Consider the following 21,799-nt stretch of genomic DNA (forward strand, 5'->3'; position numbering starts at 1 on the left):
ACGGTAATGTTTAAACATATCCTTCTGGCCGTCGATCTGGGCCATCCCGAAGCCAGCGCCCTGTCCGTGCCGACGGCGGTGGAATATGCAGAGAAATTCGGTTCCACTCTTCATGTGATGACGGTGGTGCCGGATTTTGGCATGTCCATTGTCGGCTCCTTCTTCTCCAAGGATCATGAGAAGAAGATGCTGGATGAGGCCAATAAACAGCTCCACGCCTATGTGAAAAAGGAAATCCCGGAAGGGATTCAGGTTCAGCATATCGTGGGGCATGGCACAGCCTATGAGGAAATCCTGCGTGTCAGCGAAGAGGTCAACTGCGACCTCATTGTGCTGGGCAGTCATCGCCCGAACATGCAGGACTATCTTCTGGGGCCGAACGCCGCGCGCGTGGTACGCCACGCCAATTGTTCGGTTCTGGTGATCCGGAAGTAACCGGACCGGATATCGGTTGAGAAAGGCGGGGGCACAGTCTCCCGCCTTTTCTTTTAGGGCCCGATAGATTGACGCCCGTGGCGGGGTGGAGTAACTCAACTCACAGGTAATTCGAGTCAAACAGTTGGAGTGCGGCATGGCCGACGGGGCGGATATCACGGAACTTCTGGACCGGTTGAAAACGGCAAAAGTCCTCTGCGTAGGTGATTTGATGCTGGACCGGTTTTCCGAGGGTAAGGTGGAACGCATTTCCCCTGAGGCCCCGATCCCTGTTATTTCCGTGACCCGGGAAAGCAACCATCTGGGCGGCGCGGGCAATGTGGCACGCAATCTGTCGGCGCTGGGTGTCGGCTGCCGCATGGTTGCGGCGACCGGTGACGACGGCAGCGCCACGGAAGTGGCTGGCCTGTTCTCCGAGCTTCCGGGCGTGGTGCCGGAACTGGAACGCCTGCGGGATCGCCCCACCACGGTGAAGGTCCGCTATATGGCGGGTGGTCAGCAGTTGCTGCGTGCGGACAAGGAAGCGACCGGCCCGTTGCCGCAGGACCATGAAGACAATGTAATTTCTGCTGCGACGGATGCCATGGCCGATTGCGGCGCGGTGATCCTGTCGGATTATGGCAAGGGCGTTCTGACCAGCCGGGTGATCGCTGCGGTGATCGAGGCTGCGCATATGGCGAAGCTGCCGGTTATCGTTGATCCCAAGGGGCAGAATTTCCACAAATATCGTGGCGCGACGCTTCTGACGCCCAACCGCAACGAACTGGCGCTGGCCTCCGGCATGCCGGTCGGTGACGACAAACAGATTCTTGCCGCCTGCCACCACATCATGAATGAATGTGGCGTGCAGGGCCTGTTAGCGACCCGCTCCGAACAGGGCATGACCCTGATCCATCACGGGGCGCAGGGCGACACGGAAAAGCATCTGTCGGCGCAGGCTTTGGAAGTCTTCGACGTGGCGGGGGCGGGCGATACGGTGATCGCAACTTTTGCCGCCGCCCTTGCCGCCGGAATCCCGATGGTGGAGGCTGCGCGCCTTGCCAATATCGCCGCCGGGATCGTGGTCGCGAAGGTGGGCACCGCCGTTGCCTATCCGGACGAGATTATCGCTGCCGTCCATGGCGAGGCCTGGCGGGAGAGCGAACATAAGGTCCATTCCCTGGAAACGGCCGAAGACCGGGTTGAAGCCTGGCGCCGCAAGGGCCTGAAAGTAGGCTTCACCAATGGCTGCTTCGATTTGCTCCACCCGGGACATATCTCGCTGGTCGATCAGGCGCGTGCTGCCTGCGACCGGTTGATTGTCGGCCTGAACAGCGATGATTCCGTGCGCCGCCTGAAGGGAGAGACCCGCCCGATCCAGAACGAGGTCAGCCGGGCAACCGTGCTGGCTTCGTTGGCGAATGTGGACATGGTGGTGATCTTCGCTGAAGACACGCCGATGAAGCTGATTACGACGCTGAAGCCGGATGTGCTGGTCAAGGGCGCGGACTACACCATCGAGACCGTGGTTGGCGCACAGGAGGTGCAAAGCTGGGGCGGGCAGGTCGTGCTCGCCAATCTGGTTGATGGCCAGTCCACCACCGGCACCATTGCCAAGATGAACGGGAAATGATCAGCGCCGAGGCTTGGCTTCAACCTTAAGGCCCGCCGCCTTCCATTCCGGGAAACCGCCTTCCATAAGCCGGGCCTTGATGCCTTTGGCCTTGAGTGCCTTGACCGCGTCAACGGACAACACGCAATAGGGGCCGCGGCAATAGGCAATAACCTCCTGGCCCTGCGGTAATTCAGACAGACGTTTTTCCAGGTCACCGAGCGGAATATTAAGCGCGCCCGGTAGATGGCCGTGGGCATATTCATCCTCTGGCCGCACGTCCAGCAGCGTGATGCTGTGATCTTCCATGCGTGTCAGGAGTTCCTGCCGGGAGATGGCTTCCAGCCGGTCACGTTGGTGACGGCTGTCTGCGACAAGGTTCTGGATTTCAAGGGCGTGGTATTCGCTGTAGTGGCGGAGCGCGGTCAGCAGCGGCAGAACCGGCCCGTCGCCCAGACGATAGAAAATATATTTCCCCTCCCGTCGGGTTTGCACGAAACCGCTGCGGCGCAGTTGCTGCAGATGTTGGGAGGTATTGGCGACCGAAAGCCCCGACAGTTCTGCCAGCCGGTCCACCGGTCGTTCTCCCTGGGCCAGCAGTTCCAGCAACGCAAGACGATGGGGGTTGCCCAGACTTCTGGCCAATTCCGCCGGTGCGTCAAAATTGCTGTTGTTGTGGTCTGTGTCCGTCATTGACAGGACAGTAGCATTGCGGCATGACTCAATCAAACATTCAATGAAATTATTGAATGATGGAGATGCAGTTGTGGGAAGGGCACGGCAATGACGGTTGAAATGGAGTTTGTTTTACGGGCGGTGACGATAGGGGTTGGTGCAACCCTTGTGATGGACTTTTGGGCTCTGGGGCAAAAGTCCTTCTTCAATATCCCGTCGCTCAACTATGCCATGGTCGGGCGCTGGCTGGGCAATATGGCGCGGGGAAACTTTGCCCATGCAAATATCGGCGCGGCCAGGCCCGTGGCGGGAGAAGCGGTCATCGGGTGGAGCGCCCATTACATAATTGGCGTTGTGTTTGCGGCGGTGCTGCTGCGTCTGGCCGGGATTGACTGGGCATTGGAACCCAGTTTCCTGCCGGCCTTCGGCTTTGGTCTGGTGACGGTGGTCATGCCATTTTTTGTGATGCAGCCCGCTTTCGGTTTCGGCATTGCCGCCTCCAAAACGCCTGCGCCCAATACTGCGCGCCTGCGCAGCCTGATCGCCCATGGCTCTTTCGGGTTGGGGCTGTATCTGGCGGCGCTGTTGGCCTCTATAGTGCTCTAGTCCTTGAGGAAGGCTTTTACGCCCGGGTCTTCCCAGCGCATCAGCCGGTCTGCGGCGTGCCGGGCAAAGCGTAAGGTCAGGGCCTTGCGGCGCGCGGGGTTCATTTCTCCCTGCGTGCCGGGACGCACGATCTCCGCGCCATAGGCGTCGGCAATGATCAGACCTACGTCTTCCGGCAGGATTTCAACGGGGAAGCTTTCGGAAACGGCGAAATAGAAGGCGTCGCAGAATGGCAGATATTCCTGCCATTTTTCGTCTGTTCGAAAGTCCTCCAGCGATGACTTCACTTCCACAACCGTGACCTGGCCCTTCCGGTCCAGTGCAATCACATCCACGCGCCGCCCGGTCTTGAGGCTTAGCTCTGTGATGCAGGCCTGGCCCATCTGGCGCAGCAACCGCGTAACCCCCCGGGTGACACCCTGGGTTATTTCGGGCCGTGCGGCGGTGCTTGATGGAATATTGTCTTCGCTCATCCAGCTAACAGGGCATAAACGGTGGGCAAGTTCAAGTGACCCAGCGGCGCAGCCAGTCGGTCGCGTCACGCGCATCCAAAGGCTCGGCAACCAGGAAGCCTTGCAGGAAGTGACAGCCCAGCTCTGTCAGCAAGCTGTGCTGATCATGGCTTTCCACGCCTTCGACGACGATATTCATCCCGACATTCTGGCCCAGTTGCACAATTGTGCGCACCAGCTCCGCATGGCGCGGGTCTTCGGTGATCTGGGAGATGAAGGACCGGTCGATCTTCAGCGTGTCAAAGCTGTAGTTGCGTAAGTAGGACAGTGACGAATAGCCGGTTCCGAAATCGTCGATGCAGACCTGAATTCCCAGGGCGCGCAACTGATCCAGAATTCTCGTTGTCCCGGCGATGTTGTCCATCAACAGGGTTTCCGTGATTTCGATTTTCAGGTCCGCTCCCTGGAGGCCGGTTTCCTGAAGTGCCCGCTTGACCTCGTCGATAATCCAGTCATCGTCGAATTGCGCCGGTGACAGGTTGATCGCCATGGTAAGCGGCGGCAGGCTGGGATACTGCTTTCGCCAGGCGGCAAGCTGTTGTGTGGACTGGCGGATGATCTCGCGCGCGAGGTCGTTGATCAGGCCGGTTTCTTCGGCCAGCGGGATGAAATCGGCCGGGGCAATAATGCCCCTCTCCGGATGGCGGAGCCGGGCCAGGGCCTCAAATCCTGTTGGATGGCCGCTGCGGGTTTCGATGACCGGTTGGTAAAATGCCTCAATTCCACGATTGCGAAAGGCGCTGCGCACGTCCTTCTCGAACAGGGCGGCGTTCATCATCTTCTGCTGCAGTTCGTCGGAATATTCCATGATCTTCCCGGAGGGATATTCCTTGGCGCTGCGCAGGGCGATGATGGCATCGCGCAACAGGTCTTCCGGGTCTTCGTTGGTAATATCCTTCCAGCACCGGATGCCTGCGTTGATGTCCAGATTGACGGTGACGCCTGCGCCCAGGTTCACCGTCTCGCCGATACGCCGCCGGATGCGGGCAATCTGCTCGTGGATATGGGCGTCGTCTTTGGCATCATGGATGAGGATCGCAAACTGGTCGCCGGACAGGCGGCAGACCACGTCGTCCTTGCGGATGCGATGCCGGATGCGCTCTGCCAGGATACGGATCACATCGTCGCCGACCCAGGTGCCGAGGCTCTGGTTTACATGGCGGAAACGGTCGATATCAATGACGACCAGCGCAAAATCGCCCCTGCGGCAGTTGGTCTGGATATGGGACAGAAGATATTGCCGGTTGGGCAGGCCGGTCAGGGCATCGTCCTTAACGATCTGTTCGCTCTGCTCCTCGGCTGACTTATAGCTTGTGATATCGAGGACAGCGCCGACGATCCTTTGTGCCTTGCCCTGTTCATCGACGCGGTTGCCTGCCCGGATCAGAACCCAGCGTTCCGGCCCGACGCCAGGTTGGATGCGGGCCTCGCATTCCATGCGGTATGTTGCGTTCTTGCGCAGATCGCGCAGCTCTTTCAGGACAAGCCCATGATCTTCACCGTGTAGCTGGTCCAGCAGCCATTGAATGCTGGAACTTCCTGATGGCGCTTTCAGATTGAAGGCCTGTTGCCAGGAGCCCTGGAAGCGTACATCGTCGTTTTCCATGTCCCACTCAAAGGCGCAGAGTTGAAAGCTGTCCATGATATCGGTCAGGAAGCGATCCGTGCGCAGCAACTGGTCCAAGGTGTTTTCTTTTTGGTCCTGGTCGTGCAGGACAACAAGAAAACGATGATCGTCGTCATGAATGGAATGGGAAATGGTCGCCGTGACCGGGATATCCCGCCCACCCCCATGACGGGCCAGCATGTCCTGGGACTTGCCTGAGCCTGCAACCTGGGTCAGACGGTCGGAAAGACTGGAGGCCTGGCTCAATTCCGGCAGGATATGTGTAATGCTTTCGCCGATAACGCTGTTCGTGTCACGGGCGAGCAGGCGCGAGACAGTCTTGTTGGCGCGCGAGATTATGCCGTTCTTTTCAACAGCGAGGGCGCAAAGCCCAATGCCATCCAGAATTGAAAGCCAGTTTTCCTTACGAAGCGCAAACCGAGCCTGCGACGAAGGGTTGTCAGACTCCTCATCGCCCGCGATAGGAAGCCCTGCCCCTACGGTGCGCCTATACATATGGTCCATAACGGAAACCAATACCCCGACTTCTGCGCCGGTTCTCTCCCCTGGACCGACACTGTTTTCCTTGGCGCAGACATGTCTCTCACTCACATCTGGCTGGCGAAAGAATTTCCCAGCTTGTAACTAAAGTCAAGCAAGAGACGTTCTGGACCTTACAAAACTGCAACGTTACAATATTACCGTTGGGGCATGTGTACGAAATTCTGGCCGTGGGGCGGACCCGCCTGCGGTGGTTGATCCTGGAAGGGGAATCCAATGAAGAAAATTTTGATCGCTTTAGGGGTGATTGCGGCCATTGTCGTGGCAGGCGTTGCCTATCTCTACAGCAATCTGGACAGCATCATCAAAACGGCGGTCGAGGAAAGCGGCAGCCGCGTTACCAAGGTTGAAGTGACACTGGGCGGTGTCAACCTGGACCTGACCAACGGCAAGGGCGGTCTGGAAAACCTGCAGGTCGGCAACCCGGATGGCTTCAAAACCGACTACGCCTTCGCGCTGGGTGGTGTCAATGTGGCGGTCGATACGTCCTCTATCAACAGTGACGTGATCACCATCAAGGAAGTCACAGTCGATGGACCCAAGGTCATTTATGAACTGGCAGGGACCAAGAGCAATATTGCAACGATCCAGAGCAACGTGGATGCCTTCACCAAGACCGTGAGCTCCGGCGGGGCGTCGGATGACAGTGGTGGGGAAGGCCCCAAACTGGTCATCGAAAATCTCTATGTCCGGGATGGTGAAGTGGCGGTCAGCGCCGACTTCCTGCAGGGCAAGAAAATGGGCGTGCCGCTTCCGACCATTCACCTGACCAATATCGGTAAGGATTCCGGCGGCGCCACACCGGCCGAAGTCGCGGCCAAGGTGCTCTCTGCCGTCAACCAGTCTGTGATCAAATCCGTCTCCTCCCTCGACCTGAAAGGCATGATGGAAGGCGCAGGCCAGGTGCTTGAAGGTGCCGGTAGCGCTGTCAAAGGCGGTGGCGAAGGCCTCAAGGGGGCTGCGGAAGAGGCAGGCAGCAAGCTGAAAGGGCTGATTGGCAACTGATTTCCATTCACCCGATCTGATGCCGTGAGCGGGGCTGATTGCAGCCCCGCTTTTTTTGTCTCTGAAACCTTCTCATCCAACCCATCCTTAAGACGATACAAAAATAGTTCAAAAATAGATAGTTTCCGTGCTACAAAGTTCGAAAATGAAAACTATAAGCCGATTGTTGTTCGTTTTTGGCGGGTTTGTCCGTTAACTGGGAGGCGGAAATGCCGAGAGATGAGATGCCCGAGGCAGAGGCCGGGGTGGGAGAAGTCAGTCTTCAAAACCGTGGTGGAATAACTGGAGAAATCGATGTGCGGTCGCGCCCTGTGCGGTTCGGACTGGGCGTGCGTCTTTGGCTGGCCTTTGGCGTATCGGTGCTGCTTACTGTGATGGTCGCCGCTGTCGCCTGGACCAGTTTCATCAATCTCGGGCGGAACAAGGAGGCGATCGTTGATCGCGGTGTTCCCGCCATTTCCATTTCCAAGACCCTAGCGGAACAGGGCGCAAGGATTACGGCCCTGTCGCCCATTCTGGCCGGTGCAGACAGCACGGAGACCCGACAAGACGCTCTGACCCGGTTGACCGAAATGCTGGCACAGTTCGATCATCAGCTTGCCATTCTGGCAGATGTCGCGGCGGACCAGGATTCCATTGACGATCTGCGCAAGACGGAAGCCGCTATTCGCGAAAACCTCACCAAACTGGATCTGGCGGTACAGGGGCGTTTGCAGGCGCAGCAGTCGCTGGCGGCAATGTTGGACCGTGTAGCGGAACTTCGGGTTCAGACATCCAACGAAATCGTGCCGCTGATCAATGAGGCGAATATCGCTTTCGATGGCGTTGCCGATGGTGCCTATGACTTTCTTGATGAACAGGAGGAAATCGGCGGGGAACAGGCCTATGCGGTCGTTGAGAAAATCTATGGCAAGGCCCTGTCCAATGCCGGTGTCCTGCAATCGGCCCTGCGTCTGGATGCCTCAGTGACCCTGTTGGAGAGCCGTGTCGTCCAAGGGGCGTTGGCCCCGACTTTGGAAGGGGTTGATGAGGCGCGCGGGCGTTATGACAAGACCGCCGACCTGACGACGGCCAATCTGAATTCCCTGGGGGGCGTCAACGGGGTGGATACGGTCAAAAAGCCCCTGGACGCGTTTTTCACATTGGCAGCGGGGGCACCGGATAACCCGTTTGCCCTGCGCCGGAAGGAATTGCAGGCACAGGCGGAAGCAGATGCACTGCTGGCGGCCAATCGTGATATTTCGACCCGGCTTTTGACGGTTGTGCAGAATCTGGTTGATGAGGCGGAGCAGGGGTTGGCGGAACAAAAGCAGGATTTTGACGGCGCAATCATCAAGGCACGCTATCAGATGGCGGGGCTGGTTGCCGTGGCAATCGTTGTCGCCTTGCTGATTGCCTGGGCCTATGTACAGCGCAACGTTATCCGCCGTCTGAATACCTTGGCGGCGGTTATGACGAAACTTGCGGATGGCAAGCTGGATGTCGATGTGGATATCCGCGGGCGCGATGAATTGACGGTTATGGCCGGGACCGTACAGGTCTTCAAAGCCAATGCGGAAAAGATGGAGACCTTGCATCGGCAGGAAGAGGAAAACCGTCAGCGTGCTGAAGTGGAAAAGCAGGCAATGATGCGGGACCTGGCGGACAGTTTCGAAACCTCTGTCGGTGATTTGATCCGTAAACTGTCCGGCAGTGCAGGCAAGATGAGACAGTCCGCGCAAGTCCTGAGTGATGCCGCGGGCCGGACGGGCACTCGGGCCGCTGCGGTAACCGACTCCGCCCGGGAGTCGACCCAGAACAGCGAAACCATTGCGGCGGCTTCCGAACAGTTGTCGCGCTCCATTGAAAATGTGAATGGTGAGGTGGCACGCTCCGGTGCGCTCACTGAAAATGCGGTGACGCAGGCCGGTGCAACTGCGGACCGGATGGCCCGTCTGTCCGACGCCGTTACCAAAATCGGGCAGGTTGTCGATCTGATTCAGGATATCGCCGATCAGACGAACCTTCTGGCGCTGAACGCGACGATAGAGGCCGCGCGGGCCGGAGAGGCGGGCAAGGGATTTTCCGTGGTTGCCAACGAGGTGAAATCGCTGGCTGCGCAAACAGCGCAGGCGACAACGGAAATCACGAACCTTGTAAACTCCATTGAGCAGGAAACAGGCGATATGGTGACCGCGATCACGGCGATCCGTACGTCCATAACCGACGTTGAGGCAGTCTCACGCACAGTGTCGCAGTCGGTTGGGGAGCAGGAGGCCGCGACCCAGGAAATCGCACAAAGCGTCATGCGGGCAACGGAGGGCATGCGCAATGTCTCCGATTCCATTGGGTCTATCTCAAAGGACGTGGAAGAGACGAGCGGTCTGGCCAGCGGTATTCTCGAGATGGCCCGTGACGTCGACGCGGACTCACAGACAATGCATGAAGAAGTTCAGAAATTCATGGCGACGGTCCGCGGATAACCGGGCGTGCGGGTTAATGCTTCTTGGCGCGGAATATCAGGCGGGTGCCCTGTTCCTGATTACATTCGTAGCGTGAGGTGTCGGTTTCATCCATCATGACCTGATCGGTCTGCGAAATGATCGTGCGGGTGAACAACTCGTTGCCGATCCGGCTGGTCAGGGCCTTCTGGATAAAGTTGTTAGCCGAGCTTTGCCCGTGGATGGCATGCTGGATTATATCGGGCCGATCCAGCAGCATCTCCTGGATTTCGTCTGCCAGACGTGGATAGGAACGGCACACGTAATCGGCGGCGTCCCGGTTCACCATACGCATATAGGTCCGCAGGATCAGATAGCCCTTGCGGCCGTCGGGCACCATGATCGGGCGGGTTTGAAGCCAGGCGGGGCCGGGGTCTATCCGGTTCGATGACTGGGATATTCCTGCCGGATTTTTAGACGGGGAGGTGTGCAGAAGGTAGGATGCGGAAAAATAAATCACAAAAGGCAGGATCACCGCAACGAGCAGCAGCGTAATGATCAGGGCCCGGTAACTGTTACTTTCTTGTCTTCGCATCATTCTTCCTTCGGTAGTCCCGCCACCCCGAATTGATTCCTGGGCCGGTGACTTTGCGTCCCGCCGTCGCCGACGGTTTGCCTTGTCGGGAAATATTACTGTAACTCTATCGTCAGGCAAATGGTAAGGACAAGGGCAGAGATTGCTATCACGGCGCAATATTGCATATTTCTGTCCGGTTTTGTGTTGCCTGGCGCTGGAAGCTCTGCGACCATCGGCGAAACTTTCGCGGCCCCGTTCCCATCGGCGGCTGAGCGAGAGAGATAAGCATCCAGTTTTTGAAATGAAATTAGGGGAAGCAGCTATGGAGTCGCGTGCCGCAGTAGCCTTCAAAGCAGGGCAGCCGCTGTCTGTCGAAACCGTCACTGTGGACGGCCCGCGCGAGGGGGAAGTCCTCGTTGAAATCAAGGCGACTGGTGTATGCCATACGGATGCCTTCACGCTTTCCGGCGATGATCCGGAAGGCGAGTTCCCGGCGATCCTGGGCCACGAAGGCGCAGGTGTTGTCGTCGAGGTTGGACCGGGTGTGAAGAACCTGAAGAAGGGCGACCACGTCATTCCGCTTTACACGCCGGAATGCCGGGAGTGCGAATACTGCCTGAATCCGAAAACCAACCTGTGTCAGGCGATCCGTTCCACCCAGGGCCAGGGCGTCATGCCGGACGGTACCAGCCGTTTCTCCATCAATGGTGAGAAAGTCCTGCATTACATGGGCTGCTCCACCTTCTCCAACTATACGGTCCTGCCGGAAATCTCGCTGGCGAAAATCCGTGAAGACGCCCCGTTCGACAAGGTCTGCTATATCGGTTGCGGCGTGACCACGGGCATCGGTGCAGTTGTCAACACCGCCAAGGTGGAACCGGGTTCCACGGTTGTCGTCTTCGGTCTGGGCGGTATCGGCCTGAACGTGATCCAGGGCGCGCGCCTGGTGGGTGCGGACCGGATCGTCGGTGTCGATATCAACCCGTCCAAAAAGCCGCTGGCGGAGAAATTCGGCATGACCGATTTCGTCAATCCGCTGGAAGTGGAAGGCGATCTGGTGCCCTATCTGGTCGACCTGACCGGTGGCGGGGCAGATTACAGCTTCGAATGCATCGGTCGTCCCGACACCATGCGTCAGGCATTGGAATGCTGCCACAAGGGCTGGGGTGAATCGATCATCATCGGTGTTGCCGGTGCCGGTCAGGAAATCTCCACCCGTCCGTTCCAACTGGTCACCGGCCGGTCCTGGCGCGGTACAGCTTTCGGTGGTGCGCGGGGCCGCACGGACGTGCCGAAAATCGTCGACTGGTATATGGACGGCAAGATCAACATCGACGACATGATCACCCATGTCATGCCGCTCGATGAGATCAACACGGCCTTTGATCTGATGCATGAAGGCAAGTCGATCCGTTCGGTCGTCACCTTCGACTAAGACGGATGTGCCATCGAGAAAGGCTCGCTGCAAATTCTGTGGCGGGCCTTTTTGGGTAGTGAGATAGGAAAGACCTTGGGCCGAACCCCGGGGTGATGTAATTTTAAATCAGCAAGTTATTACTATTCTGTGGGGATGGCATGAGTCTGGAAACAGTCAGTGAGCAGAAATGTTTTGGTGGTGTGCAGGGTGTTTACAGGCATCAGAGCACGTCGACCGGAACAGAGATGGAATTTGCGGTTTTCCAGCCGGAAGCGGCCCGGCATAAACCCTTGCCGGTCCTGTTTTACCTGTCGGGTCTGACCTGCACCTGGGAAAATGCGACCGTCAAGGCCGGTGCGCAGCAATATGCGGTCGAACATGGCCTGATCCTGGTGTTCCCCGATACCAGCCCGCGTGGCGAAGGCGTTGCCAATGACGAGGCCTATGACCTGGGCCAGGGCGCGGGCTTCTATCTGAATGCGACCGAAGCGCCCTGGGCGCCGCATTTCAGGATGGAAGACTATGTGGTCAAGGAACTGCCGGGGCTGATTGCCAATAATTTTGCGGCGGATATCGACCGTCTTGGCATTACCGGCCATTCGATGGGCGGGCATGGGGCGTTGACCCTGGCGCTCAAGAATCCGGATTTGTTTAAGTCCCTGTCGGCCTTTGCGCCGATTGTCTCGCCGATCAACTGCCCCTGGGGGCAGAAGGCGCTGAACAGCTATCTGGGTGAGGACGTTTCCAAATGGGGACAGTATGACGCCTGCACCCTGATTGATACGGTCGGCTGGGCCCATGACATTCTGGTGGATCAGGGGGCTGCGGATAACTTCCTGGAAACCGAACTTCTGCCGGACCTGCTCGTGCGGGCCTGCGGCCGCCGGAATGTGCCGCTGACCCTGCGCATGCAGGAAGGCTACGACCACAGCTACTACTTCATTGCCAGCTTCATCGGCGAACATATCGCCTGGCATGCGGAGCGATTGAAGAAATAACTCCTGCCGCGACGGTATGTGCGAAACAAAGGCCGGGGGATTTCCCCGGCCTCTTGCTTTAGAAGGCGGTCAGTTGGTCCCTGACGCGCCGGATGGCGCCGTCCCGGTCGCCGGGCTTTTCCTGACGGAACAGTGTCATGGTCGGATACCAGGGGCTGTCGTCGCGACCCAGCTGCCAGCGCCAGTCCGGTGCATGAGGCAGTATCACCCAGACGGGTTTTCCCAATGCTCCGGTGAGATGGGCGATAGAGGTATCAACCGTGATAATCAAATCCATATCCCGGATCAGGGCCGCGGTATCGGCGAAATCCCGGATATGGGGGCTGAGATCCGGCAACAGCGGGGATAGGTGCAATGCCGCGATCTGGCCTGCGGCGGCCCCCATTTGGAAACTGAAGAAATCCGTATCCGGGCAGTCCAGCAGGGGAGAGAGCGATGACAGCGGCAAGGACCGGTTGCGGTCGTTGTTATGGCTGGGCTTTCCGGCCCAGGCCAGGCCGACACGTCGGTGCCGTTTCTCTGCAGCCAGGGCCGGGATGTTGGTCGTCGGAGGCATCAGATAGGGAATATCTGCCGGGATTGTCCGGTCGTCAACGGTCCCGCAAAACCGGGGCAGGCTGAGCAGGGCGACTGCAGCATCGGCACGAGGTAACGCCTCATGCTGGCGGGCGGCAATATCAATACCTGCCAGGGCAGGGCTTGCCCGCAAGAGACGGCAGAGGGGTGGCTGGCACTCGAAGACGACCCGTTTCGCCTTGCCGCGCAACAGGGGAAGGTAGCGGCAGAACTGAATGCTGTCACCGAGGCCCTGCTCTGCATAGACAAGTAATGTGCCGTCGAGATCATTGCCGTCCCAGCCCGGGATGTCCTGATGTTGCGGTGGGCTTTGCGGCAACATCCATCGGGCCTCATATTGGGCAAACCCCTGTTTCAGATCGCCGCTTAACAGCAACGTCAGGGCCATGTCCCAGGCAAGGTCGGGCTTGTCATAACCTTTGGCGGCTGCTGTTTCGAAGGATGTGATGGCGGCGGCTATATCTCCGCGCTCACGCAGGCAGAGGCCTAGATTGTAGTGCGTTTCCGGACTGTCCGGTGAAAGCGCCAGAGACTGCCTGTGAGCATGTTCCGCCTCTTCCAATTGCCCCAGGTCACGCAGGGCGTTGCCCAGGTTCGACCAGCAGCGTCCATCTTCAGGCAGCAGGCCGACGCTGTGCTTCAGATACAGGGCTGCTGCGTCCAGTTGCCCCTGCCGCCGCATGAGAACACCCAGATTGATCCAGGCCGGGGCGAAGTCGGGATAGGATTTCAGGATGGCAAGATAGCAGGCCTCGGCCTCGTCCAGGCGGTTGGCCTGGTGATGATCCAGCGCCACTTTTAGGAGGGCAGCCGCAGATGAGGCCCCATTGTCGACCACCGGGTTTGCCCTGTCTGCGGTGTCTGTCTCGCTCATAGAGAAAGAGTAGCCGCAGTCGGCCCGGTGGTCGAGATGGATTATCAGGGCGAAGGTTTAGCCCAGCAAGTCGCGTTTGATCAGTTCTTCGGCGATCTGCACAGTGTTGAGGGCAGCACCCTTGCGCAGGTTGTCGGAAACAACCCAGATGTTGAGGCCGTTATCAATGGTGCTGTCTTCGCGGATGCGGCTGACATAAACGGCGTCTTCACCGGCGCATTCTTCCGGGGTGACGTAACCTTCATCCTGGCGGTGGTCGAAGACCGTCACGCCCGGTGCGTTCTTGAGGATTTCGCGGGCCTCATCGGCGCTGATTTCCCGGTCGAACTCAAGGTTGATGGATTCCGCATGACCGATGAAGACCGGGACACGGACACAGGTCGCGGAGACCTTGATTTTCGGGTCCAGAATCTTCTTGGTCTCAACGACCATTTTCCACTCTTCCTTGGTGGAGCCGTCATCCATGAAGACGTCGATATGCGGGATTACGTTAAACGCGATCTGTTTGGGGAATTTTTCCTTCACGATCGGGTCGTTCACATAAATCGCGCGGGTCTGGTTGAACAGCTCATCCATGGCTTCCTTGCCACCGCCAGAAACCGACTGATAGGTGGAGACCACGACGCGTTTGATGCCGGCTGCTTCATGCAGCGGTTTCAGGGCCGCGACCATCTGGATGGTGGAGCAGTTCGGGTTGGCGATGATGCCTTTCTTGCGCCAGCCTTCCAACGCTTCCGGGTTTACCTCCGGCACCACCAGCGGCACATCCGGGTCCATGCGGAACTGGGATGTGTTGTCGATGACAACAGCACCGGCGGCAGCGGCCTTCGGGGAAAATTCCGCGCTGACTTTTGCACCCGGCGAGGACAGAACGATGTCGGTGCCGGTGAAGTCGAAGGTGGCCAGGTCCTGTGCCTTGATGGTCTTGTCTTCGCCGTAGGAAATTTCCGTACCGACGGAACGGGAGGAAGCGAGTGCTACCACCTCGTCAGCGGGGAAATTGCGTTCGGCCATCGTTTTCAATACTTCGCGCCCGACATTACCCGTGGCGCCGACTACTGCGACCTTATATCCCATTTTCTTACCAGTCTTCCGTGTTCGAGTTACTGTCAAATCGCCACCCATACAAAAAAGGCCGGGGAAGAAGAACCCCAGCCTGCTTGCATGTGCGCACGAGGTTCTTCCAGCTAGGTGCCGGTCTTGGTGGTCTTGGTGGTTTTCTTCGCGGTGGTCGGCATCACAAAAGATGCAGCCATCCCGCAAATGCGCGCATGCTTCGGATCGTGGCCAGTGCCACGCCGCATAATACGGATATCCGAGAAGTCGCGCATATGTGTTTCCTCAAAACCAAAACAGGGTTCTTTTACGGATAAGCAGAGCAGAAATCAAGTGTCCTGTCCAATAGTCGCATCGGTAATCTTCGTTTAGAAAAGTCACCCGCCCCGCAATCGGGTGGTCGTTCGGGGATGTCGGGTCTGTTTAATCACGCTGATTGCCGTGCAAAGTCTTCAACTGCCGGTCATGGACATGGCGCAAGACCACCTGGGCAAGGATTGCACCCAGCAGGGCAAGTGCCATATCCGTCTGGGTGTCCCAGACGTCCCCTTGCGTACCGAGGAAGGCATCGGCGGCGGTGCCGGTCAGAACAGCCGCCAGCCATTCCACCAGTTCGTAAAGGGCGCTTATCCCCAGACAGCAAAGCGTTATGATTGCAAACAACCAGCCACCGGGGCGAAGCGGTGTCAGCCGGATCAGGAGTTCCCGTGCGATGATGGCCGGGATTAATCCCTGCGCCAGATGACCCAGCCGGTCATAGTGATTGCGCTGCCAGCCCATCCAGTCACTGACCCAATCGCCGAGTGGCACCTCTGCATAAGTGTAATGCGCGCCAACCAACAGGATGACGGCGTGAACCCAGATCAGGCAAAGGGTTAAAAGGGTTAGTGGGAAACGCCGACAGGTCCAGCCCAGGATCGGGACGGCAATGAATATCGGCGCGGCCTCCAGCCACCAGGTCAGGCGGTCGGCGGCGTCGACCCAGGACCAGACGAGAATAGGAAACAAGCCCAGCAACAGGCCGGGTTCTATCCATCCGGTCCGGGGTTTCGCCGTCATGCGTCCTGTTGCTCCAGCGCATTCCATTCGGCCAGGTTGCGGCCAAAGGGGAACATGACATGTGTCTGAAAGGCCGGCCGTTCCTTCAACCGTTCCTGCCAGGCCTGGATGTGGGGGCGCTTATGGTGGGGAACGGCCATCTCGTAATAACGATAGATCGCACCACCCAGCGGAATGTCGGCCATGGTGAATGTATCGCCAGCCACGTATTCATGCTTTGCCAGTTGCTCATCCAGAATATCCAACAGGCCCCCCAAGTCCGCATTCAGGGAAAAGATGCGGCCCTGGTCCCGTTTGCCTTCCTCCGTCCTGACCACGGCAATCAGAAGGCCGAGGAAGGGACCGAAGACAGTGGTCTTGTACCATTCCATCCATTGGTCTGCGATGGCGAAGGCCTGCGGATCTTCCGGCGCGAGCGTCCCTTTTGCATATTTGGTGGAGAGGTAACGGATAATCGCCTGGCTTTCGAACAGGACGAAGCCGTCATCGTTGATCACCGGGATTTTACCGTTGGGGTTCATCTCCAGGTATTCTGGCGTATCAACGCCACCGAAGGAACCGCCCGCATTGTGGCGTTCGAATTCAATCCCCAATTCGCCTACTGTCCACATCACCGGCATTACGTTGTTTGAATTCCGGCGCCCCCAGATTTGCAGCATGTTTTCAATCCTTTGATGTCACGAAAGAAAATGGCCTGGGACGACTATAAGCGTCCCAGGCCATCACTCAAAGAATTTATGGAAGGCAGTCTTAGGCGGCCTGTTCATCCAAGGCGCGGATGATGGCGTCGCCAAAGCCGGTGGTGCCGACCTGTTCACAGCCGTCGGCCATGATATCGCCGGTGCGTTTGCCGGATTTCATCGCCATCTGGACGGCATTTTCGATCAGGTCCGCATCTTCCTGCAGGTCGAAGGAATAACGCAGCGTCATCGCAAAGCTCAACATCATGGCGCTGGGGTTTGCCAGGTCCTGACCGGCGATGTCGGGTGCGGAACCGTGGACCGGCTCGTAAAGTGCTTTGCGGCGACCGAATTCATCAACCGCACCGAGGCTGGCCGACGGCAGCATGCCGAGCGAGCCCGTGCACATGGCAGCCGCGTCGGACAGCAGGTCGCCGAACAGGTTGTCGGTGACGATCACGTCGAACTGTTTCGGGTTGCGGACCAACTGCATGGCGCAGTTGTCGGCATACATATGCTGCAGCTCGATATCGCTATAGCCGCCGCTTTCGTGCAGCGCGGTCACAGTCTTGCGCCAGAAGACGCCGGTTTCCATGACATTGGCCTTTTCGACGGAATGTACTTTGCTGTTCCGTTTGCGCGCGAGGTCGAAGGCAACTTCCGCGACGCGTTCCACTTCGGCCTTGGTATAGGCCTGGGTGTCGACGCAGCGTTCCACGCCTTCATAGACCTGCATGCCGCGCGGCTCGCCGAAATAGACACCGGCGGTCAGCTCGCGAACGATCATGATATCCAGTCCCTGGATGACTTCCGGCTTCAGGGTGGATGCGTCGAGCAGCGCGTCAAAGGTGACGGCCGGGCGCAGGTTGGCGAAGAGGTCCATTTCCTTGCGCAGGCGCAGCAGGCCCGCTTCCGGGCGTGCATGGCGTTCCACATTGTCATACTGCGGGCCGCCGACGGCGCCGAAGAGCACCGCATCGGCATCCATGGCGTCCTGCATGGTCTCGTCCGTGACGGCCTGCTTGTGCACGTCATAGCAGGCGCCGCCGACAAGACCGTCCTTGATATCGAAGTTGACGGCGCGGCGTTTCGCCATCCAGTCGACCACGCGGCGGACCTGGTTGCAGACTTCGGGGCCGATCCCGTCGCCGGGCAGCATGAGAAGGGTCTTGTTGGATGCCATGGCTTGCGACACTCCCTGTGATTTGTGAAAGGTCATTTCAACTTTTCGGGATTATGGATACGGATCAATCCCATTTGGCCGCTGTTTTAACGGTAGTTTCCGGGTTTGACCAGACCGCAGCAAAGGCAAAACCGCCTGTCCCGGGGGGAAAGAATAAAGTCTCTATCTTCCAGGTTTGTGACCCTTAGGTGACATACAGTTTTACCTTTCTTTAGGAATATCCAGATATTTTAGGCGCTTAGAATAATGGGGGACCTGCGGATCATCCGGGGTTCAAGGCTTTTTTTATGTGGGTTTAACGGCAATGTTGGCCGGGTCTCCAAGGGGGCACTATGTGGAATAAACTGTCTTTGAGCGCGAAGCTGTCTTTGGTCAGCACCCTCGTCGTGGCCTTGTGCCTGGCGGTGGGGATCACGCTGCAATCCATGCAGGCATCGGATATTACCCGGCGTCTCACCATCGAAAAGGCGCAGGAACTTGGCAGCTTCCATGCCGAACAAATCTCCAAACGTCTTGATGGAGCGATGAAGGTCGCTGAGATGATCGGCGTGGCGTTCAAGGGGCTGCGTGAGGGGGCAGGGGTCAAGGATCGCCATGTTTACGATGCGATACTGAAGGAAACGCTGGATCAGAATCCGAACCTGGCTGGGGCCTGGGCCGGTTACGAACCGAATGCTCTGGATGGTAAGGACGCCGACTACAAGAATGACAACAGCCCCCTGAACGATCCGGAAACCGGGCGATATGCCACCTATTACTTTAACTACGGAGATGGTGTTGTCGGTTCGGCTTTGACTGGACTGGCGAAGACGGAAACTTCAAATTCAGAGGATCTCGATTACTATAACATTCCCAAAAGGGAAAAACGACCGACTGTTGTTGACCCCGTCTTCTATAAAGACCTGGGAGATGGCGGAGTCCTCCTGCCGTCATTCGTTGTTCCTATCCTGAATAAAACCGGTAAGTTTCTGGGTGTTGCCGGGGTTGATATCATGACAAATCTTCTCGCCGAAGAATTTGGTGCCCTGCATCCCTTTGAGACCGGCAGTGTCTATCTGATTTCCTATAAGGGGAAATGGGTGGCGCATGAAAACAAGGATTTCCTTGGTAAGAATATTCCAGAACAAAAGAATATTGCTGCGATCTTCAAGGACGCTGTTTCCCGCATTCAGAAGGGGGAAAGCTGGACCCAGGATGACGGTGATTTCGTCCGGGTGTTCATTCCGGTTCAGGTGCCGCGCACCAACACGCCCTGGTCGGTTGTGGTCAATATCCCCAAGGCGAAGATCGTCGAGGATGCCAATTTCCTGCGTAACATGACGATTGCCGGTGGCGTGGTTGCGATCCTGATCATCGTCGGCGCACTGACTTTTGTGAGTATTGTTCTGATCCGCCGTCCGCTGACCCAGAGCATCGGCGTCATCAACGCCCTGCAGGACGGTAACTATCAGATCGATATTCCGGGACAGGAACGCGGTGACGAGATCGGTCAGGTGAACCAGGCCCTGGAAACCTTCAAGCAGAACGCCCAAAAGGTTCGGGACATGGAACTGGAGCAGGAGGCAGCCAAGATTCGCACGGAAGAGGAACGCAAGCAGGCGCGCAGGCAACTGGCGGATGATTTCGAAAGCTCCGTCGGTGAGATCGTGGCCAGCGTCTCCAACTCTTCCAACCAGATGGCGGGGGCGGCTGACCAGATGAACCAGATGGCCGACCGGTCTCAGGAACAGGCGGTCACTGTTGCTGGCGCCGCGGAAGAGGCCTCGGTCAATGTACAGACCGTCGCCGCGTCGACCGAGGAACTGACAGCCTCCATCAACGAAATCAGCCAGCAGGTTGCCAAATCCGCCCAGATCGCCAGCGGCGCGGTGGAAGAGGCTGACCGGTCCAACAAGATGGTCCGGGCCTTGGCCGAGGCGGCTGACAAGATCGGTGAAGTGGTCAGCCTGATTAACGATATTGCCGAGCAGACGAACCTGCTGGCCCTGAATGCCACGATCGAAGCCGCGCGCGCCGGTGAGGCGGGCAAGGGGTTCGCCGTGGTTGCCAATGAGGTGAAAAGCCTCGCCAACCAGACGGGCAAGGCCACGGATGAAATCGTACAGCAGATCAACGCGATCCAGACCGAAACCCGTGGGACGGTGGATGCCATCGAAAGCATCGGCCAGACGATCGGGTCCATCCATTCCATTGCAACGGCAATCGCGGCTGCGGTGGAAGAACAGGAAGCGGCCACACGGGAAATCTCCAGCAGTGTCCAGCAGGCCGCGGCGGGAACCAACGAAGTGTCCAGCAATGTGACCGGCATGAAGGATACCGCGACTCAGACCGGTGAGTCCGCCTCGGAGGTCCAGGAGTCGGCCACGGCATTGGCGGATCAGGCACGGAACCTGGACGCAGCAGTGAAAAACTTCGTGGAAAAGATCCGGACCGAATAGAACCGGGCCTGCCGTCAACCTTCCAAAGCCCCCGCCTGCCGGGGGCTTTTCTTCGTCTAGGGTCAATAAACGGTAACATAATATACACAAATCGGTCGTGCTCCCCCATTAGGGTCATCCCATTTGGTCGTAAATGAATAGAAGTATGGGGAAGTCTATGCAGAGAAAATTTGCCGGAATGGCACTTCTGGCAGGCGGCGCATTGCTGTCGGCCTGTGCGGGCACGACGACGCAGAAGGCGGGGTTGGACCGATCCGACGTGAAGGTCTATGAGGCGCAGGCTGATGCGCTGGACCTGGGGCTTGCGGCATTCAAGGGGGGGAAGACCCTGAAGCTCAACATCGGGATCGGTAGTGGCGCCTATTTCGACAAGTCCGGTGACGAAAACGTCCTCTACACGGTTTCCGACCGTGGTCCGAATATCAAATGCAAGGATTCGGAGAAGGTTATCGGCCTGTCCACCGCGCAGGTCTGCCAGGGTGACAAGAAGGGCAAAATCTTTCCGATGCCGCAATTCGCGCCGTCGATCTACAAAGTCAGGCTGAATCCGGACAATACCTTTGCGATTGAAAAGACATTGGTCATCTCCGACCGCACCGGCCAGCCTGTTGGCGGCGTGTCCAACCCGCTGAAGCAGACCAATACTGAATATGCCTATTCGCCGGACGGTTCGCGTCTGCCCATGTCCGCCGCCGGTCTGGACACCGAGGCTATCGTGAAACTATCCGACGGCAGTTTCTGGCTGTCTGAAGAATATGGGCCGAGCATCATCCATGTTGGTGCGGATGGCCGTATTATCGAACGTATCGTTCCGGCTGGCCTCGAAAAGGACCTGGCCGAGGCGCACTATACAGTGACGGGCAAGCTGCCGTCGGTCTGGAAAAAGCGTAAGCTGAACCGTGGTATTGAATCCATGGCCGTGTCGGGTGACGAGAACTACCTCTATTTCTCCCTGCAGAGCCCGCTCGCCAATCCCAATGGCAAGACCTACAAGAAATCGCGCATCGTGCGTCTGGGGCAGTACGACCTGAAACAGGGCCGCATGGTCGGCGAATATGTCTATGTCCTGGATCTGCCGACCAGCTTCCTGGCCGACAACAAGAAGAAAAAGCGAAAGCAATCCGACGTGAAAGTCAGCGAGCTGCGCTGGATGGCGCCGAACAGGCTTCTGGTGCTGGAGCGGATTTCCAAATCCACGAAATTCTATGAAGTGGACCTGAGCCAGGCCACAAACATCCTGGCGAGCCCCTGGGATATGGAAAGCAAGTCGCCGACGCTGTCTTCCCTGAATGTCTCCGACCTGGAGCGTAAACACGGCATCCGTTTTGCTCATAAGAAACTGGCGCTGTGGAGTGAAAACATTCCGAAGATGCCGTCCAAGGTGGAAGGGATCGGCATTGTCGACGCCAAGACGCTGATGTTTGTCAACGACAACGACTTTGGCATCATGGGGGCGAAGACCCAGATTGTCACCGTTCCCTTGAAGAAGCCGCTTTACTAGAAACGGTCTCGTAGAAACAGGAAAAGCCC

Annotated in this window: 19 protein-coding genes and 1 riboswitch; of the genes, 9 read left to right on the forward strand and 10 right to left on the reverse strand. The window is 57.9% G+C overall.

Features of this window, described 5'->3' with window-relative positions; genetic code table 11:
* The first annotated feature begins 6 nt into the window (after window positions 1-6).
* Both IF205_RS06465 and rfaE1 read left to right on the forward strand, forming a co-directional pair.
* Window positions 7-435 (forward strand): universal stress protein, encoded by a 429-nt coding sequence (locus IF205_RS06465; RefSeq protein ID WP_259782475.1) that lies wholly within the window; start codon window positions 7-9, stop codon window positions 433-435.
* Between the two features lie 136 nt (window positions 436-571).
* A complete protein-coding gene (rfaE1, locus tag IF205_RS06470) occupies window positions 572-2,047 on the forward strand; it encodes a D-glycero-beta-D-manno-heptose-7-phosphate kinase (RefSeq protein WP_259782476.1) in 1,476 nt (491 codons plus the stop codon).
* Here the strand turns inward: rfaE1 and IF205_RS06475 are convergent, their stop codons facing one another.
* Window positions 2,048-2,719, reverse strand: a complete 672-nt coding sequence (locus IF205_RS06475) for an ArsR/SmtB family transcription factor (protein WP_259782477.1) — start codon at window positions 2,717-2,719, stop codon at window positions 2,048-2,050.
* Between the two features lie 90 nt (window positions 2,720-2,809).
* Here IF205_RS06475 and IF205_RS06480 point away from each other — a divergent pair, with 90 nt between their 5' ends.
* Window positions 2,810-3,307, forward strand: a complete 498-nt coding sequence (locus IF205_RS06480; protein ID WP_259782478.1) for a DUF2938 domain-containing protein — start codon at window positions 2,810-2,812, stop codon at window positions 3,305-3,307.
* Here the strand turns inward: IF205_RS06480 and IF205_RS06485 are convergent.
* Window positions 3,304-3,780 (reverse strand): MmcB family DNA repair protein, encoded by a 477-nt coding sequence (locus tag IF205_RS06485; protein ID WP_259782479.1) that lies wholly within the window; start codon window positions 3,778-3,780, stop codon window positions 3,304-3,306. The genes IF205_RS06480 and IF205_RS06485 overlap by 4 nt on opposite strands.
* Before the next feature lie 31 nt (window positions 3,781-3,811).
* The gene (locus IF205_RS06490) at window positions 3,812-6,037 is read right to left on the reverse strand and encodes a putative bifunctional diguanylate cyclase/phosphodiesterase (RefSeq protein WP_259782480.1); all 2,226 of its coding nucleotides are present in this window, start codon (window positions 6,035-6,037) and stop codon (window positions 3,812-3,814) included.
* 165 nt (window positions 6,038-6,202) lie between these two features.
* On the opposite strand from IF205_RS06490, the gene IF205_RS06495 reads away from it, so the two are divergent.
* Window positions 6,203-6,991, forward strand: coding sequence for an AsmA family protein (locus IF205_RS06495; protein WP_259782481.1), 789 nt, complete (start codon window positions 6,203-6,205; stop codon window positions 6,989-6,991).
* Window positions 6,992-7,200: 209 nt separating this feature from the next.
* The gene (locus tag IF205_RS06500) at window positions 7,201-9,453 is read left to right on the forward strand and encodes a methyl-accepting chemotaxis protein (RefSeq protein WP_259782482.1); all 2,253 of its coding nucleotides are present in this window, start codon (window positions 7,201-7,203) and stop codon (window positions 9,451-9,453) included.
* A 13-nt stretch (window positions 9,454-9,466) separates the two neighbouring features.
* Here IF205_RS06500 and IF205_RS06505 read toward each other — a convergent pair whose 3' ends face one another.
* A complete protein-coding gene (locus tag IF205_RS06505; protein WP_259782483.1) occupies window positions 9,467-10,009 on the reverse strand; it encodes a hypothetical protein in 543 nt (180 codons plus the stop codon).
* Window positions 10,010-10,015: 6 nt separating this feature from the next.
* Window positions 10,016-10,098: riboswitch (cyclic di-GMP riboswitch) on the reverse strand.
* 212 nt (window positions 10,099-10,310) lie between these two features.
* Between IF205_RS06505 and IF205_RS06510 the strand changes: the two genes are divergently transcribed.
* A complete protein-coding gene (locus IF205_RS06510; RefSeq protein WP_259782484.1) occupies window positions 10,311-11,423 on the forward strand; it encodes an S-(hydroxymethyl)glutathione dehydrogenase/class III alcohol dehydrogenase in 1,113 nt (370 codons plus the stop codon).
* A gap of 140 nt (window positions 11,424-11,563) precedes the next feature.
* Window positions 11,564-12,403, forward strand: coding sequence for an S-formylglutathione hydrolase (gene fghA / locus IF205_RS06515; RefSeq protein ID WP_311195741.1), 840 nt, complete (start codon window positions 11,564-11,566; stop codon window positions 12,401-12,403).
* Between the two features lie 58 nt (window positions 12,404-12,461).
* Here fghA and IF205_RS06520 read toward each other — a convergent pair whose 3' ends face one another.
* The 6 genes from IF205_RS06520 to leuB form a co-directional block, all read right to left on the reverse strand.
* The gene (locus IF205_RS06520) at window positions 12,462-13,853 is read right to left on the reverse strand and encodes a tetratricopeptide repeat protein (RefSeq protein WP_259782485.1); all 1,392 of its coding nucleotides are present in this window, start codon (window positions 13,851-13,853) and stop codon (window positions 12,462-12,464) included.
* A gap of 57 nt (window positions 13,854-13,910) precedes the next feature.
* Window positions 13,911-14,930 carry an aspartate-semialdehyde dehydrogenase gene (locus IF205_RS06525; RefSeq protein ID WP_259782486.1) on the reverse strand — a complete coding sequence of 340 codons (1,020 nt, stop codon included), beginning with the start codon at window positions 14,928-14,930 and terminating at the stop codon, window positions 13,911-13,913.
* Window positions 14,931-15,040: 110 nt separating this feature from the next.
* Window positions 15,041-15,184: a hypothetical protein gene (locus IF205_RS06530; RefSeq protein WP_259782487.1), complete on the reverse strand. Its 144-nt coding sequence runs from the start codon at window positions 15,182-15,184 to the stop codon at window positions 15,041-15,043.
* Window positions 15,185-15,332: 148 nt separating this feature from the next.
* Entirely contained in the window at window positions 15,333-15,968 is a 636-nt protein-coding gene (locus tag IF205_RS06535; RefSeq protein WP_259782488.1) for a DUF2238 domain-containing protein, read from the reverse strand.
* The gene (locus IF205_RS06540) at window positions 15,965-16,627 is read right to left on the reverse strand and encodes a glutathione S-transferase family protein (RefSeq protein WP_259782489.1); all 663 of its coding nucleotides are present in this window, start codon (window positions 16,625-16,627) and stop codon (window positions 15,965-15,967) included. Before IF205_RS06540 ends, IF205_RS06535 begins: the two co-directional genes overlap by 4 nt.
* 91 nt (window positions 16,628-16,718) lie before the next feature.
* A complete protein-coding gene (gene leuB, locus IF205_RS06545) occupies window positions 16,719-17,831 on the reverse strand; it encodes a 3-isopropylmalate dehydrogenase (RefSeq protein WP_259782490.1) in 1,113 nt (370 codons plus the stop codon).
* A 332-nt stretch (window positions 17,832-18,163) separates the two neighbouring features.
* Here leuB and IF205_RS06550 point away from each other — a divergent pair, with 332 nt between their 5' ends.
* Together IF205_RS06550 and IF205_RS06555 are read left to right on the forward strand one after the other, a co-directional pair.
* Window positions 18,164-20,269 carry a methyl-accepting chemotaxis protein gene (locus tag IF205_RS06550; RefSeq protein WP_259782491.1) on the forward strand — a complete coding sequence of 702 codons (2,106 nt, stop codon included), beginning with the start codon at window positions 18,164-18,166 and terminating at the stop codon, window positions 20,267-20,269.
* Window positions 20,270-20,426: 157 nt separating this feature from the next.
* Window positions 20,427-21,770, forward strand: a complete 1,344-nt coding sequence (locus IF205_RS06555; RefSeq protein ID WP_259782492.1) for an esterase-like activity of phytase family protein — start codon at window positions 20,427-20,429, stop codon at window positions 21,768-21,770.
* The last annotated feature ends 29 nt before the right edge of the window (window positions 21,771-21,799 follow it).

It is taken from the genome of Aestuariispira ectoiniformans (assembly GCF_025136295.1).
Lineage (GTDB): Bacteria > Pseudomonadota > Alphaproteobacteria > UBA8366 > Aestuariispiraceae > Aestuariispira_A > Aestuariispira_A ectoiniformans.